This window comes from Bacillus cereus group sp. MYBK222-1 (genome assembly GCF_051916425.1).
GTDB lineage: Bacteria > Bacillota > Bacilli > Bacillales > Bacillaceae_G > Bacillus_A > Bacillus_A paranthracis.
The window spans coordinates 1312605-1328522 of sequence record NZ_JBQAGP010000001.1 but is presented as its reverse complement, the minus strand read 5'-3'; the positions used below and the strand labels follow the sequence as shown (position 1 = coordinate 1328522).

Sequence of the window (15918 nt, the reverse complement as noted above, 5' to 3'; positions counted from 1 at the left end):
TTATGAAACCTACTCTGGAGCAAAATAAATTAATATACTTGCAAATTGCAGAAACGATTGAATCTGATATTTTAAAAGACATATTACTTGAAGAAGAACAAGTCCCATCAACAAATCAATTTGCGAAGATGTTACAAATAAATCCAGCTACTGCAGCTAAAGGGGTAAACGTATTAGTGGATGAAGGGATTTTATATAAAAAGAGAGGGATCGGGATGTTTGTTGCAAAGGGAGCGAAAGAAGTTGTACTTAAAAAAAGACAAAATACTTTTATGACCGAATATTTACCTAAAGTGTGGGAAGAAGCGAAAGTATTAGAAATATCCAAAGATGAATTGATGGATATGATTCAAAAAATTACGAAGGGGGGGAACGAGGGATGATTGCACTTGAAACGAAAGATATAACGAAAAAATACAAAAAGAAAGTAGCAGTAAATGAAGTAACGATTTCATTGGAAGAGCATAAAATATATGGTTTGCTCGGTAGAAACGGAGCAGGAAAAACGACACTATTAAATTTACTTGCAGGTCAAATTACTTCAAGTAGTGGAAGCGTATCAATATTTGGCGAACATGTTTTTGAGAATAGTAAAGCGATGCAAAATATTTGTTTTGTTAGAGTAAAAGAAGAAGCTCAGTTAAGTTTTAAAGTAAAAGAAATTTTTAAGATGTGCAGCATGTTTTATAAAAACTGGGATGGAAAGTATGCTGAAGAACTCGCTAATAAATTTCAGCTTAATATGACAGTGAAATATCATAAATTATCACACGGCATGCAAACAGTCGTCGGCATTATTCAAGGGTTAGCAAGTAGAGCACCAATTACTATTTTTGATGAACCAACTACAGGTTTAGACGCAGCACACCGTGAATTATTTTATAGTCTACTACTAGAAGATTACGGTGAGTATCCACGAACAATTATATTATCAACACATTTAGTAGAAGAAGTAACCCATGTGATTGAAGATGTGATAATCATAAAAGAAGGAAGATTAGTTGTTCAATCATTGGTAGAAGATTTATTACAACAAGTTCAGATTATTTCAGGGCAAAAGGATAAAGTGGACGAGTTCTTGATCAATAAAAAAGTATTAAATCGAGAAGTTTATGGAAATAAGGGTATTGCTGTTATATGGGAAGAACTTTCTAATGAAGATTATTACTCTCTTGAAAAAGAAGGTTTAGCAATTGATAGAATTACATTGCAAAAATTATTTATTCATATAACTGGTGGTGAAGTGAAATGACGATGTTAATGAAGCAGTTAAAGTTACATATTAATTTTCATTATAAAGCAATTTTAATATTTTGGATTGTAGCCTTATTAATAAAAGGAGCTTTAAATGCTGCGCATTTAAATGGAGTGAACATTGGTTATTTACCCGAAATTATAAATAACCCGTCAATAGCAATTATGTTGTTTATAGTAGGGAGTGTTTTCATCATTCAAGATGAGCTATTTCGTTTAGCTGTTTCATTTGGTGTAACGAGAATTCAATATTTCATCGGAGCAATTTGTTATATCATCTTGCAATCCGCAATGTTTTCGTTTCTTCAAATAATGCTTTTACAAGATATAAAATATAATTTAGTAAATGTTAGTTTTGGGGAGCAATCGGTGCAACAATTTATTTTGCAATTTTTATTTTATGTTACAACAGCATGTTTCTTTCAAGTGGTAGTAGTTTTTAAACAACGATTTCAGTGGATCGGTCTTATGATTGGTGGGACCCTTTTCTTATCAACAAATAGTGTACTTTATGGAGAAGCAGGGGTAACCAATTTATTATTTACGAGTGATGGATCTTTAGTAAATATACCGTATTTTACTGTTATTTCAATTGGATTAACTGTCCTTTATATCATAACTAGTAGTATATTTATTCGTAAAGTATCATTCGAAAAAACGATTTGAAATATTATTAGATTACTATAGAGAGAAGGATAGCAAATGGGAGACACATCTTCACTCATTACAGTCTTTTTAGGCATTGCACTATTAATATTCTGGCGTCGTTATCGCTCCATGCATAAGCCAATAAAGGGATCAGGAAAACGTATTTTATGGCCGTTATTATTTTTAACACCAGGTGTTGTATGGTTTTTTGGTCCAGTACATCCAGCTATATTACAAGTAGTTATAGCGGTATTCATTGGGGTACTTTTCTCTGTGCCGCTTATAGTATTAACAAATTATGAACGAAGAGATGATGGGAATATTTATACGAAAAAAAGTGCTGTCTTTTTAATTACTTTTATTGCACTTGTCGTTTTAAGATATGGTTCAAGACAATTTATTGTAGATTTAGATCAACAAACGGTTGGTTTATTATTTTACGTAGTTGCAGTATCGTATATTATTCCGTGGAGAATTGCTTGTTATATAAAGTTTAGGAAAGTTTTGCGGGGGAATAGTAATCATACAGTGTAAAAACAAAGACTTCTCAATAGAGAAGTCTTTGTTTTTATGAAATCATTATATGCTATGTAACTAATTTTCCCTCTCAAAATCATCACTATATGGTAAAATTTTATAATGAATGAAAGAAATGTATGGTAATGGGGGTAAATCAAATACATGAAATGAAATAGTTCTTTTTGAGAGGAGGTAATGAGTCGATATGAGCTACTTTATTGCGTTAGTATTTGCTGTTTTATTAGCTTTTTCATATAAAATTGTTGATATTACAGTTGGCATTATTATTGGAAAAACGTTGTACCGCAAGATAGAAAATGAGATTATTTATATATGGGGGACAATACTGACGATAATTAGTTATTTTTATGTAGATAATTATGTATTCCGTTTACCAATTCACTATGAATCAATTGTTGTATTAATCTTGATTGCTTTGATAACGAATATTGTCATTTCACGATACTCAGGATATAATCCAATTGGGAAAAAGAATATCTTAAACTTTGTAATTATGTATCCTATTTTTGAAGAAGTAATTTTTAGAGGGATGATTATACCAATACTTAACAACGCATTCCCAATCCTCTCTAATTTTGAAATAGCTTACATACCAGTTACGCTACCAATTCTAATATCTTCCTTTCTATTTGCTGTATCTCACTTACAATATTACAAATTTAATCAGACTAGTATAAAATTTATGCTGTTCGCATTTTTAGGTGGAATAATACATGGTATGATTACGGATTCCACACTATCAATTGTTTTCCCAATATTATTACATATAGAATTTAACTTCCTTTCTGTATATTACGCAAAAAAGCTGTAGTAAATTGATAATTGAGTTAGTGTATTTATAAATGAATTATTGAAATCTTATTAAAAAAGGTAAGAAAATAGTTTTTTTACTACAGCTAACGAATTTTACGTCAACAATCACCTCTAGCTGGGGAACTAGTTGATTTTTACAGTAACAAAGATAAAATCTCACATGTAGAGACTGTTTTAGCGTATAAAATCCGCATTTCAAAAAGCTGACAAAAGTCAGCTTTTTTTATTCGTAGCATAAAGTAAAGCACCAATCGCACCGCTATTACCACCATCTCGTAAAAAGATGGGTGTTTTATTTTGGTATTTTGTGTAGCTACTAATAATATTTTGAAGATGTATGTTATTACATAGAGTCGAACCAATATAAATAATATGGTCAATGTTTTTTGTTTCGGCGAATTGAAGGCTTAATGCAGTAACGACTTCACCGACAAGTCCTTGTACAGTAGCAAGTATATCTGAGCTATTATAATTTGATTCTGTCATAGCGGCTTTACCAAAATTGCTTGCAGTTAAACTATTATCAATAGGGGAGAGAATACCACCATAAATATCTCCAACCGTAATATCTAGTTTTTTTCTAGTTCCTACTTTTGTTAAAGGGATCACATCTTCAAAATGATCTAGATTTGTTAATAATTTTGAAAGTCCCATGATAGTACCACCGCCAACACCAGTTCCGCCAGCTCGAATATATTGGTCATTATAAACGTAATGAATAGAAGTACCTGTACCGATATTTGTTAAAATAAAGTTGTTTATATCATACTTCTCTTCTTTTAAAATGTATCGGACGCCTATAAGAGTAGCTTCAAATTCATTTAGTTCTACTATTTTATATGAGTTTGAAAGTAGTTGCTGTAATTCTTTCGCTTTACCACCTGTAATACATATTTGCTTTTTACCAGTGTTTTTCTTAAGCCAATCTATTATTTTATCTTGTTCATTTGAATAAAATTTTTCAAAAGCTAATTGCCTTTGTTCATCCAAATAAGCAATTTTCGTTAATGTGCCTCCAGCATCGATACCAATAGTACTTTCCATTTGTCTGCTCCTAACCAAGTGATTTATTTACTCTGTTCATGTTGATGAAACGAATTTTTAGGAGATAGACACCCCCGTTGAATTACATGATTTTTATTCTGCTTGATATATTAATAGCTTTTCTATCGTTACAATCGGTTGATTATTAACGGTTGCGGTACCTTTACCGAGAACAAAACCTCGGCGATTGCGAGTTAACTCATAATGCAAATTAAGTTTATCACCGGGATATGCTTTTTCATGGAACGTAACCCCATCTAACGAGGAAAGGAAGCCTAGTCCGTTAGAATCACTTGTATGTACAAATGCACTAAGCTGAGCAAGTGCTTCTACAATTAACATATGAGGCATATGTTTTTGACTATCATTTATAAACCATTCGTTATTTGTAATGAGTTTATATCCTGTAACGGATTCACCTTGTTTTACATTTGTTACTTTATCAATCATTAAAAATGGATAACGATGAGGAAGAGTGTCTTTAATATGCATTTAAGTACCTCCAATGAATAATACCCCTGCTTATAGTTAAGCAGGGGAGTTATCATTAATTTTTAACTAATTCTTCTGCTTTTTCAAGAGAAAAAATGCCACTATTTCTAATGTTTTCAACAACTTGTTGTAACACTGCTTTATCTTGAACGAGTGCAATGCGTACAAAGCCTTCTCCGTGAGGTCCAAATGCATGACCTGGCGTAACAACGACATTCGCACGATCCATTAATGCATAAGCGAAGTCTATAGAAGTCCAGCCTTTTGGAATTTCGGCCCAGACGAACATACTGCCAGCTGGTTTATCAACATTCCAGCCAAATGTTCGGAATCCATCAACTAAAGTATCTCTACGTTCTTGATAAATACCGCGGTTTTTCTCACAAAAAGCAGCGCCATTTCTTAGTGCAACACATGCCGCTTTTTGGATTGGTAAAAACACTCCGTAATCTGTATTAGATTTAAATTGTGTAAGTGCCCCGACAATTTCTTCATTTCCAATCATATATCCAATACGACTACCTGCTAAACTATAACTTTTTGACAAAGAGTTGATTTCTACGCCAACTTCTTTAGCGCCAGGTACAGAGAGGAAGCTAATTGGTTTATTACCATCAAAATAAAATTCAGCATAAGCAAAATCATGGACAACAATAATGTTATGCTTTTTCGCAAATGCGATTACTTCTTTAAAGAAATCTTCATGAGCCATTGCTGGAACCGGATTCCCTGGGAAGTTTAAAATCATCATCTTCGCTTTATCTGCAATTTCTTCAGGAATTAGCTCTAAGTTAGGTAAGAAATCATTTTCTTTTTTTAAAGGCATGTAGTAAGATGTTGCTCCAGCCATTTGAATTCCTGTTTCATAAGCTGTATATCCTGGATCAGGAACTAATATAATATCTCCCGGATTCGCATAAACCATAGGTAAATGAACGAGTCCGTCCTGTGACCCCATTAATAATAAAACTTCTTTATCGGCATTTAATATAACATTATGAGTGTTGTTGTAATATTCAGTTACAGCTTCGTGAAATTCTTGAATACCACTTAATGTGTATCCATAGCTTTCTTTTTGATTTGCTGTATGTACCATTTCTTCTCTTACGAAATCAGCAGGTGGCATATCAGGATTCCCGATACTTAAATCAATCATTTTGTGACCTGCTGCAATTTTTTCTTTTTTATAGGTCCCTAATTCACTAAATATAGAAGATTGAAATGCTTTCATTCTAGTTGCTAACGTGTAAGTCATCAAAACCCCTCCTAAAAACAGTGTTTTCTTTCTGCATTTTTAATTATTCTGAAAACACATGGTTACATTTTATCACTTTTTTGTGAAAATTAAAATGATTGACAAATTTAGAGGGAGGATAAAGAGATGGAATACAAAATAACGCAGAAAACATTTTCTGCGTTTGATATGAAGTGTAATTATTTCTTTTTATATGTACATAATTTTTCCACTGCATAAAAGTATACGTTTAATTTGCCATCGACAACTTTTAAAGTTTGATCTGATGTAAATGAGTTACCATAATCAATGTGATATACATTAGAATCCTTAACAAATGAGCCTTTGTATAAATCTTCTTTTTTCTTCGTTGTTTGCATCTCTACTAAATATTGAATGATTTTTTCTTTCTTTTCTTCTTTTACAACTGTTTCAAATTTATACGATATAGGACAAAGACCGTTTTTGTTGTCAACGACTTCCCAAGTGCCGTATATGTCATTATTGCTACATCCACTGAGTAGTATAATGAATAATGGAATAAGTAATAGAATCTTTTTCATTTTGTACTCCTTTCTTTGCATTTTCAATAAACGTGCGAATACGATACGAACATTGTAATAAATAAAGTTTAAATTTTTATAAAGAATTATTTAATTTCATATAAAAATTTAGGGGGGATTGAAAAAGCATGAATCTAGTGTAAAGTCAGATTCATGCCGAGTACAATAGTTTATGTGATGTTTCTTTTGAGGAAGAATAAAGAGGAAAGTAGGATCACAATTCCATTTAAAATATATACAATTGCAACAATAAAGGCTAATGTACCTGCGACAAATCCAGCTTTATCAAATATAGAAGCGAATGCTGTGGTAGTCAAAAAGACAAGGGGAGTCAGTAGTGAAAATATAAAACCTGCGACAATTCTTCTTTTAAAGTTATGCTGAGAAAGGAAAATGGCTAAAAAGTTTAGGATGCTAAACATAACTATTACAAAAATAAAGATAATAAATAATTGCATACCATCAGACATTCCTACACCGCCTTGTTGTAGATAATAGTTTATATAATGTATTCGAAGGTAAGAGTGTTTACTCCTTTTAATAATTTCAATAAACGTAATAAATAAGATTATATAAAACAAAGAAGCATGGATTAGTTTAATACTACTAAATCCATGCTTCTTTAATTATGTTATAAATTCGCAGATTGCGAAGGTTGTTTTTCATACTGTTTCTGTTTAGATAGCGATATGAAGATAATGAATAATGAAATAACACCGAAAATAAGAACCATATATTGCAATCCAATCGTATCTAAGAAGAAGCCTGTGCCAAGTAAGACAATTTGGAACATCACTCTCTCAAACATATTACGGAATGAGAAGAGTCGGCCGTGATAGTTCTTTTCCACTTTCGTTTGGAAAATTGTTGACATAATAGGGAAGAAACAACCAACACTAAAACCAAACAACCCAAATGATGTAAGAGACATCCATTTTATATCGCTAAAGAACAATGATAGATGTGCAAAAGCGGTACAAACAGCGAAGAAATATAGTAACTTTTCAGGTTTGAAATGATCAGATAAACGTTTAATAACGAAGGCACCTAACATAAATGCGATACCTTCAATCGTATATATAAAGCCTTTAATCGTTGGATCATGTTGCATTTCGCTAATATTAATTACCATTAAATTAAATCCAGCTATAAATAATAGAGGGATAATACTTAATATAAGTGCTGTGAAAGCAATCGGAATTCCTCTTAAAATACGAAATACTTCCATAAAGCTATTATCTTTTGCCGCTTGCTTACTAGGTGTTGTTGATTTCTTATCTTCGAATTGTAGGAAGAAAGTTGAGAGGAATAATAAAGCATATGCTGCCATTGAGAAGGCGTACATATATTGTAAACTCATTACAACTAAAAGAATTCCACCTAGTGAAGTACCTGCAATACGAGCGATTGTACCTACATTCATATGTACACCGTTCATTTGTAATAACTCATGCTCACGTACGATGAGTGGAATTACAGATTGTAATGCAGGGAAATAAAATGCTGCTGAAATTTGAAGCGCAACCATAAATGCAATCATAAAGGCGATACTTTCAAATTGGATAGCGAAAAACATAAAAATAACACTAATAACACGACCAAAACCAGCATAAAGAAGGACTTTTTTCTTTTCATATTGATCGATGATACGACCAGCCATAGGTCCCACTAGAACACCTGCTAATAGCCCGATAAACAATATAACTGATTTCATGAAATCAGAAGGGACATATTTTTGCATAAATTCCAGGTTGCCAAGAATTCCAAGCCATAACCCTAAACCAGCAATAAACTCCCCAATTAAAACAATCCAAACATTTTTATTACGCCACATAATATAAAACCTCGCCGTCTTTTAAAATGAAAAACTCGTATATAAAACCTCCTTATTTTATGTATTATTTTTAACGAACTTTTTTAGAGTCAGAGTCTATATTACGTGTTTCATGAATGGAATTCAATCTTTTTGATTTGTCAAAAATTTGATGTGTTAATAGATGAAACAAGTAAGTCCAAATGTACAAAACTTATGATTAAAAATTCATTGAAGGTATGGAGAAATAAAATAAAAGCATCAAGAAATTATCACAAGTAAATGATATTTTTCTTGATACTTTTTATACATTAGGCCGAAAATTCTTCTTTGCGTACTTCGAAAAATTCATTACGACGTAAGTAATTATAAACTTTCTCGGAAACCTCTTCTTCTTCAGACATTAAGAAACGATGATTAAAAGCATAGAAGGATTGACCTTTAATTAATTTTACGTAGTAAATTTTACACGCCTCCTCTAGCAAAATTAGTATTCACTTAATATTATGATGACCTATATGCTTGTGAATCATACTTGAAGTTTCAAAGTATAGAAGCGAAACAAATTAAAAAGCTTACAAAACTGTAATGTTGTTGTCACGTTTTCCGATAGTTAAAAATAACCAATCTCTTCTATACTACAAATAAGTTACATAAAATAAGGGGGTAAACATGATGGATGAAGTGATTGGAGAAGTTGTAGCAGGAATTTGTGAATTTGTGGTGGAAGTAACAGCAGATGCTATTGGGAATTTAGTTTCTGGAAAGGATGAGGAAAAAGAAACATTATAATAGTTTGTAAAAGTATACAGATGATTAAACTATAAAGGCTGATTTCTAAAGGGAAGTCAGCTTTTTTATTTTTTACATTATATTAATATTATTTGAATATTCATTTGTTATTATGTTTATGAAACTCATAAAGGAGGTGAATAAATAAAGATGTCGAATTTAGAGGCTGATTTATCTGATTTTCGTTTAATTGTGGCGAATGTGGAGGAAAAGGAATATCACTTTATTGTTCGTGAACACCCGATTGTAGGAAAAATTATATCGCTATTGGAAAATGGAAAAGAATATGGTTTAATAGATAAACAAATTGCTAATAAAGATAAATTTATTAAATCGGAGCTTACTAAATTAGAGTATTTTAACATAGATGTTCTCTATCATACACCTGGATGGATATGGATTGGTATGGATCAATTTGGTTTACATGCTCGTGAGGCTACTTATAACGAAGTAGACGTTATTATGAAGTTGAAAGAGGATTTATATTATATAGATGTATATGAAAAAGTAAAAATGTAATTGATATTTGGTCAGGTTAGGGGACAAGTTCCCGTAGCCTTTTTTGTTTTATATGTAAACGGAAAATCGATTTTATGTTGATGATAGGACAGCATGATAAGAAGTGAGCTGAAAAGAGGATTTGAAAATACATAAAGAGAACTTTAATTATTATATGAATTCTATATGTAAATAACAATAGAAAGAAGATGATAAAATGAGTAAAGAAGAGCTTGTGAAACAACAGTTTGGTAATAATGCGGAGAAGTATGTAAAAAGTAAAATTCATGCTAAAGGACCGGATTTACAATATGTAGTTCAACAAGTTGAGTCTCGTCATAATAATCGTCTTCTTGATATTGCTACTGGCGGAGGACATGTTGCAAATGTATTAGCGCCATTGTTTAACGAAGTAGTTGCTTTAGACTTAACAGAAAAAATGTTAGAGAATGCAAAAAAATTTATTATAAGTAACGGCCATGAAAATGTGTCTTTTGTTGCTGGAAACGCTGAGAGTTTACCGTTTTCTGATAGTTCTTTTGATACAATTACGTGCCGAATTGCAGCACATCACTTTACGAATCCAGCTCAGTTTATTTATGAAGTAAATCGTACGTTAGAAGATAATGGATTGTTTATTTTAATAGATAATGTTTCACCGGAAAATAATGAATACGATACATTTTATAATTTTATAGAAAAAAAGCGGGATCCGAGTCATGAACGGGCTTTGAAAAAAACAGAATGGATTACCTTATTAGAGAAAAATGGTTTGCAAATGCAGTCATGTCTTACTTTTGACAAGAAATTTGATTTTGACTGGTGGTGCGATATGATGAATGTACCTTTGCAGAAGCGGGTGAAGTTAACAGAATGTATGATGAAAACATCAGTTGAAATGCAAGAATTCTTTAACATTCAATATGAAAATAATAAAATTATATCGTTTTATACTGAAATGGCATTGTTTGTATGTAGAAAAAGTTTAACATTAAAAAGATAAATTTCTTGCAGTCTTTCCAAAGTACGTTATACTTAGTAACAGAGAAAATGAGAATTGAGGAAATGTAATAATGATTCGCGTACGTATTGAAGGAACTGAAGAAGAAATGCTTGAATTTATGGAGAAAATGCCGGATATTCCTGGATTTGAAAAAACACATACGAGAGAACCAAGAAAAGGAAATAATCCAAAGTATGATTCAAGTAAAAATGTGCTAGCATATTTATCTTATAAAAAGATTGAAGTCGCCAATAAATAGGCGGCTTTTTTAGTTTGCACCGTTTCACAGCCTTGTCTTTTTTACATACTAATAATAGTAGATAATGCTGAAGAGGGGTGAGTATAGTTAATAAGAAAATCATCTTTTTTGGAGACTTTGGTATTGATGATGCTGTGGCGTTAATTTATGCAAATAAAACATGTAAATTAGATATTTTAGGTATTGTTGCTGAATATGGGAATGTATCGCGAGAAATCGTAACAGAAAATGTGTATTTTTTAGAAAGATACTATGCTACAGAAGTAAAAATCATTGAGGGTGCAGCAAGACCGATGACAGCTGAAGAACCTTTGTTTTTTCCTGAAATTCATGGAGAGCACGGCCTAGGTCCCATTATTCCACCTGAAATGAGGATTTGTAAACGGGAAAATTTTTGTGAATTAATTAAATTAATTGAGCCTTGTCCAGAAGATATTATTATCGTAGCGACAGGACGATTAACAACATTGGCAACATTATTTTTATTATATCCAAATGTAATGGATAAAATATGTTCGTATTATATTATGGGCGGTGCGTTTTTATTTCCTGGTAACGTTACTCCTGTATCGGAGGCAAATTTTTATGGAGATCCAATTGCTGCAAATATTGTAATGAAGTACGCAAAGAATGCGACTATTTATCCATTAAATGTAACGCAACAGGCCCTAATTACGCCTGAAATGGTGGATATTATTAATAAAGAAGGAACAGGGCAGGCAAAGCTTATTAAACCAATGATTGATTTTTATTATGAGAACTTTTATAAAAAAGAATACCCGGGTATTGCTGGAAGTCCGATTCACGATTTGCTTCCGTTCATTTCATTTATAAATGATGATATTTTTGAATATAAAAAATCTGCAGTTTGGATTAGTACGACAAATGACGTAACAAGAGGACAAAGTGTGGCTGACTTTAGAAAAATAGCTGAGCCGACGAGGTTTGATGATCGGCCGATACAAAGAATTGCGGTTGGTTTTAATTATCCTGCATTTAAAGAAGAGTTTATGCGGACAATATTGAAGCCCGATTGTCCATAATAAGTGTAATATCTCAAGCTGCATAAATCGTTAGTCTAAAAAGTTAATTAACATGTATTATTTTTACAAAAAAATACAGTTATGCTCCATGAATAACTTATGAAAAATGTAACATAACTAATGGTAAGCAATTGTTTCTAATTATATTTTGATTGGTGAAATATAAAGGAGGTTATCATATGATTTGGTCTTTAATCGTTGGTGGTATATTAGGGTGGCTTGCTAGCTTAATTACTGGTAGGGATGTACCAGGCGGTGTAATTGGTAATATTATTGCTGGTATTATTGGTTCTTGGATTGGTGGGAAATTACTTGGTAGTTTCGGCCCAGTAATCGGCGGATATGCAATTATTCCAGCTTTAATTGGTGCGATTATTTTAATCTTCATCGTAAGTTTCTTATTGCGAGCAATGCGAAAATGAATGTAAGGACTGTTTACATTTGTAAGCAGTCCTTTTTATATGTTATGCTAGTATTATACAATCAGGAGGTGTCAGCATTGAAAACATTTACAGTAAATTTTCATCAAGAAGATAATGCTAAAGCGACAACAGTACATAAATTAAGTGAAGAGGACTTCAATAAAGCGACAGAAAAAGGTACTCGTCATCTATTTGATTTAGATACAAACGTTGGATTCTTCGTATTCTTTGACGCAGAAGATGCAGAAGGAAATGATCAATACTTAATGCTACAATATGAAGGAGATCATGAAGAGCCAACTGCGTGTTACGGATTTGACTTAAAATTATACTATCAATTTTTAGCACTATACTTAAATGATCTTGAATTCCAAGGCGAAACGGATGAGGAAGAGGAAGAATATGGTCCAATTCATCATTTAGCTCACTTACTTTACCATATTGTTGAAGATGGTAAGTCAATCGAAGTGTAAAAATACATATGTAAAGCTGTCCTTTTTGGGCAGCTTTTTTCTATTTAAGGAAGGAGTGCAGTGTAAATGGCGAGAAGGGATATATAAGGAGATGGAAAAATGATAAACAATACAATTCCAAGTTTTTTAAAATTATGGGAAAGCACCGACGTAGAATTAGCAGTCCTCAATCAATACTTCACTTCGCATCCAGAGATATTTGAAGAATACTTTAAGTATCATTGTCCTAATACGAATGAACGTCTTTCTAATGCCATAAAACAATATCCCGCAAAAATAGAAGACATTCGTATCATTACTAAAACATTACCAATCATTATCCAAGAGGTAACAAATGCATATCATAATAAATTTAACTTTGATGTAAAAATGAAATTTCATTTATTTGTTGGAGGATTTGGATCAAATGCATTTGTAGAAAGAGAGATTATTGGAGATATGTTTTTTGCCGCAGAAAAATTATCTCCAAATTTAAATCACCTTCGTGTTATTGTCGCTCACGAAATAGGGCATATATATCATAATGTTATGTTACAAAATAATGGAATGGATTGGGAGAAAGCTGAGTGGACCGATGCGGCAGTTAATTTGTATCGTGAAGGTGTTGCAACATACGTATCAAAGCAAATTGTGAAAGGTTTAAATGAATCCGTGTATTACTCATATGACGATGATGGTGAACGTTGGTTACAATATTATATAGAAAATGAAGAACAAATAAAGAAACGTTTTTTGAAAGATTATATAGAAGGATGGACGTTTGAAAAAGAGAAAGAGTGGTTTCGGTTATCTGGCGGACAATATTTTGGATACAACCGACTCGGTTATTTTTTAGGAACAACTTTTGTAGAATATGTTGCACAAGCATTGGGCGAGAGTGAAGTATTTACTTTTTGGAACAAACACAATTTGAAAAGAGGTGTAATGGATTGGTTATCGAAATGAATCAGATTATGATAGGGGGCTGAAATGTATGAGAGTGTATGTAAAGATAGGTATGTTATTTCTCGCTTTTACATGTATTTTTGCATTAGTAGCATGTAAAGGAACGGACGAAAAAAAGGAAACAGATCCAACAACGGAAAATAGTAAAAATGAACAGAATAATACTTCTGAAGAAAAGAAAGAGCCTGAGGTTAAATCAAATACCGATTCAAATTCGAAGGATACAGTTATAAACCAAAAATCAATTAACCACGTTAAAAACTTGTTTGAACTAGCGAAAGAAGGAAAAGTACCTAATGTTCCGTTCGCAGCGCATACAGGAGATATTGAAGAAATAGAAAAAGCGTGGGGGAAAGCAGATAAAACAGAACAAGCAGGAAACGGAATGTACGCAACTTTTACAAATAAAAATGTTTCCTTCGGTTTTAATAAAGGATCACAAGTTTTTGATGTACGCTCCTATCATGCAGAACTAAAATCAATTACATTACAAGAAATTGAAAAGGCATTAGGAAAACCAAACTCAGTTAAAGGAAATGGTGAAGATAAAATATATGTATATAAAGTAAACAATCAGTTTGAGTTAAAATTCATCATTCCAAAATCGACTGGTAAGGTAAATCATATTTCGGTATTTTCACCTGAGGATAGTATTAATAAAATGGCAGGGTAGGATAATAAAAAAGGATGTCACAAAAGTCGAAATCGATGACCGTGTGACATCTTTTTTGGTGTAAATAAGAAACTTCTTTTTATAAAATATGATGGGGATGCTCTAAAACATCTTTTTGAATATCTTTTCTTCTTTTCTTACGCTCTAAATTTTGAACAAAAAGAGCTTGGATAATGCCGCCAATCATTAAGAAACAAGCACAACTATAAAATAGCATACTACCGTTTAGTTTACTTAATAAAACCGCACCGATAACAGGGCCGCACGTTCGAGATACATCCCAGTGTAAGCCGTAAATTGAAAAATACAATCCACGTTTATCTGAAGGAGCGATTTCTGAAACAAATCGAAGTAAATGGTTTAAAGCAATACTTTCGCCAATGACTAAAAAGAGTAATGTGAAAAATAGTGACACGATTGTTGCTGAAAGGCCGTAGCCAATTGCAGCTATCGTAAAGCAGGTGTAAGCAATAAGTATGATTTTCGCCATAGAAAATTGTTCAGACCATTTCACAAGGAAAACTTGTAGAGTGATTTCCATAAGAGCTTTGCATGTTGTAATAAAAACGAGTATGCGATCGAAATCTGGAATTGTATGTTTCACGAAAATAAGATAATTTGTTTCAGTTTGTGCATAAAAAAAGCTAATAGGAATTGTAGTAATCATTAGTCCAAATACGGCGTAATGTTTGTGTACAAATTGCTTTGGAGATGATACTTTAAGCTTTTGCGTTGGTGTTATCATTGCCGGAGCAGTTTCTGGAAGCTGCGTCCAAACAACGACTGCATATGCTATAAGTGTAATGCTTTGCACTATAAATACATATTCAGGGTGAGTCTTATAAAAAATAGTACCAATTAAAGGACCGATTAGAGTACCTATTGCTCCCATCGTTTGCAGAAGTGAGAAGATTTCTGCTTGCTGCCCATGTTTTGTTAAATCAGCAATTTGTGCACGTTGAGCGGGAATATATAAGGAACGGCCAATACCATTTATAACGTATAATAATGCAAAGATAAAAACGGATTGAGCGAAAATGAAACTACCGATTGCAACGCCCTGTAGTAACAATCCTAGTAACATAATTTTCTTTCGTCCATATTTATCAGTCACTCCTCCAGCAATAAGTGTAAATACAATGTCTGAAAGTGGTTGTAATCCGAAAATTAGCATAGTTATTATGATATTACCGTTTAACATTTTATCAACGTAAATAATCATAATGATGGCTAACATGGATTCTGTTGTTCGGATTAATAATTCGCCGCACATTCTTATAATAATTGGTTTGTTATAACGTAGTAAGAGATTGGTCAATATTAATTCCTCCTTTCTATATTGAAATGATAAGATGAAAGGAGAAAGAGAAAAAGGGTAGAAATAAAAGGGGGTATTTTTCACCTTTTAG

The 15918-nt window shown here is 32.3% G+C and carries 21 protein-coding genes; 13 read left to right on the top strand and 8 right to left on the bottom strand.

Annotated features, from left to right (window positions below):
- Positions 1 to 2 precede the first annotated feature (2 nt).
- The 5 genes from ACTFR9_RS06885 (at position 3) to ACTFR9_RS06865 (ending at position 3253) form a co-directional block, all read left to right on the top strand.
- On the top strand, positions 3 to 383 hold the full coding sequence (locus tag ACTFR9_RS06885) for a GntR family transcriptional regulator (protein WP_000805196.1): 381 nt from the start codon (positions 3 to 5) through the stop codon (positions 381 to 383).
- Positions 380 to 1252 (top strand): ABC transporter ATP-binding protein, encoded by an 873-nt coding sequence (locus tag ACTFR9_RS06880; protein WP_000560908.1) that lies wholly within the window; start codon positions 380 to 382, stop codon positions 1250 to 1252. Before ACTFR9_RS06885 ends, ACTFR9_RS06880 begins: the two co-directional genes overlap by 4 nt.
- Complete coding sequence (locus tag ACTFR9_RS06875; protein ID WP_000178193.1) at positions 1249 to 1920, top strand: DUF4052 family protein; 672 nt, start codon at positions 1249 to 1251, stop codon at positions 1918 to 1920. Before ACTFR9_RS06880 ends, ACTFR9_RS06875 begins: the two co-directional genes overlap by 4 nt.
- 36 nt (positions 1921 to 1956) lie before the next feature.
- On the top strand, positions 1957 to 2436 hold the full coding sequence (locus tag ACTFR9_RS06870; RefSeq protein ID WP_048557960.1) for a CcdC family protein: 480 nt from the start codon (positions 1957 to 1959) through the stop codon (positions 2434 to 2436).
- 190 nt (positions 2437 to 2626) lie between these two features.
- Positions 2627 to 3253, top strand: a complete 627-nt coding sequence (locus tag ACTFR9_RS06865) for a CPBP family intramembrane glutamic endopeptidase (RefSeq protein WP_048557959.1) — start codon at positions 2627 to 2629, stop codon at positions 3251 to 3253.
- A gap of 215 nt (positions 3254 to 3468) precedes the next feature.
- Here the strand turns inward: ACTFR9_RS06865 and coaW are convergent, their stop codons facing one another.
- From coaW to ACTFR9_RS06830, 7 genes are all read right to left on the bottom strand, one after another.
- Entirely contained in the window at positions 3469 to 4299 is an 831-nt protein-coding gene (gene coaW / locus ACTFR9_RS06860; RefSeq protein WP_000446244.1) for a type II pantothenate kinase, read from the bottom strand.
- Between the two features lie 93 nt (positions 4300 to 4392).
- On the bottom strand, positions 4393 to 4791 hold the full coding sequence (locus tag ACTFR9_RS06855) for a 3-hydroxyacyl-ACP dehydratase FabZ family protein (protein WP_000547657.1): 399 nt from the start codon (positions 4789 to 4791) through the stop codon (positions 4393 to 4395).
- Between the two features lie 55 nt (positions 4792 to 4846).
- Positions 4847 to 6046, bottom strand: coding sequence for an LL-diaminopimelate aminotransferase (locus ACTFR9_RS06850; RefSeq protein WP_061536294.1), 1200 nt, complete (start codon positions 6044 to 6046; stop codon positions 4847 to 4849).
- 179 nt (positions 6047 to 6225) lie between these two features.
- On the bottom strand, positions 6226 to 6588 hold the full coding sequence (locus ACTFR9_RS06845; RefSeq protein ID WP_046199223.1) for a lipoprotein: 363 nt from the start codon (positions 6586 to 6588) through the stop codon (positions 6226 to 6228).
- 170 nt (positions 6589 to 6758) lie between these two features.
- Positions 6759 to 7058 (bottom strand): hypothetical protein, encoded by a 300-nt coding sequence (locus ACTFR9_RS06840; protein WP_001279503.1) that lies wholly within the window; start codon positions 7056 to 7058, stop codon positions 6759 to 6761.
- Positions 7059 to 7219: 161 nt separating this feature from the next.
- On the bottom strand, positions 7220 to 8422 hold the full coding sequence (locus tag ACTFR9_RS06835; protein ID WP_000269249.1) for an MFS transporter: 1203 nt from the start codon (positions 8420 to 8422) through the stop codon (positions 7220 to 7222).
- 290 nt (positions 8423 to 8712) lie between these two features.
- Entirely contained in the window at positions 8713 to 8865 is a 153-nt protein-coding gene (locus ACTFR9_RS06830; protein WP_071729165.1) for a YqbF domain-containing protein, read from the bottom strand.
- A gap of 478 nt (positions 8866 to 9343) precedes the next feature.
- Here ACTFR9_RS06830 and ACTFR9_RS06825 point away from each other — a divergent pair, with 478 nt between their 5' ends.
- From ACTFR9_RS06825 to ACTFR9_RS06790, 8 genes are all read left to right on the top strand, one after another.
- Complete coding sequence (locus ACTFR9_RS06825; protein WP_000067092.1) at positions 9344 to 9712, top strand: hypothetical protein; 369 nt, start codon at positions 9344 to 9346, stop codon at positions 9710 to 9712.
- Between the two features lie 196 nt (positions 9713 to 9908).
- The gene (locus ACTFR9_RS06820) at positions 9909 to 10694 is read left to right on the top strand and encodes a class I SAM-dependent methyltransferase (RefSeq protein WP_000031333.1); all 786 of its coding nucleotides are present in this window, start codon (positions 9909 to 9911) and stop codon (positions 10692 to 10694) included.
- Positions 10695 to 10764: 70 nt separating this feature from the next.
- Entirely contained in the window at positions 10765 to 10953 is a 189-nt protein-coding gene (locus ACTFR9_RS06815) for a YvzF family protein (protein WP_000621882.1), read from the top strand.
- Positions 10954 to 11030: 77 nt separating this feature from the next.
- Positions 11031 to 11996: a nucleoside hydrolase gene (locus ACTFR9_RS06810; protein WP_000029504.1), complete on the top strand. Its 966-nt coding sequence runs from the start codon at positions 11031 to 11033 to the stop codon at positions 11994 to 11996.
- Positions 11997 to 12175: 179 nt separating this feature from the next.
- Positions 12176 to 12418 (top strand): GlsB/YeaQ/YmgE family stress response membrane protein, encoded by a 243-nt coding sequence (locus ACTFR9_RS06805; protein ID WP_000638307.1) that lies wholly within the window; start codon positions 12176 to 12178, stop codon positions 12416 to 12418.
- A 77-nt stretch (positions 12419 to 12495) separates the two neighbouring features.
- Positions 12496 to 12891 (top strand): hypothetical protein, encoded by a 396-nt coding sequence (locus ACTFR9_RS06800; protein WP_000847587.1) that lies wholly within the window; start codon positions 12496 to 12498, stop codon positions 12889 to 12891.
- A gap of 99 nt (positions 12892 to 12990) precedes the next feature.
- On the top strand, positions 12991 to 13836 hold the full coding sequence (locus ACTFR9_RS06795) for an aminopeptidase (protein ID WP_229136691.1): 846 nt from the start codon (positions 12991 to 12993) through the stop codon (positions 13834 to 13836).
- 28 nt (positions 13837 to 13864) lie between these two features.
- Positions 13865 to 14509: a YjgB family protein gene (locus tag ACTFR9_RS06790; RefSeq protein ID WP_001267136.1), complete on the top strand. Its 645-nt coding sequence runs from the start codon at positions 13865 to 13867 to the stop codon at positions 14507 to 14509.
- 79 nt (positions 14510 to 14588) lie between these two features.
- Here ACTFR9_RS06790 and ACTFR9_RS06785 read toward each other — a convergent pair whose 3' ends face one another.
- Entirely contained in the window at positions 14589 to 15827 is a 1239-nt protein-coding gene (locus tag ACTFR9_RS06785; protein ID WP_098947297.1) for an MDR family MFS transporter, read from the bottom strand.
- Between the last annotated feature and the right edge of the window lie 91 nt (positions 15828 to 15918).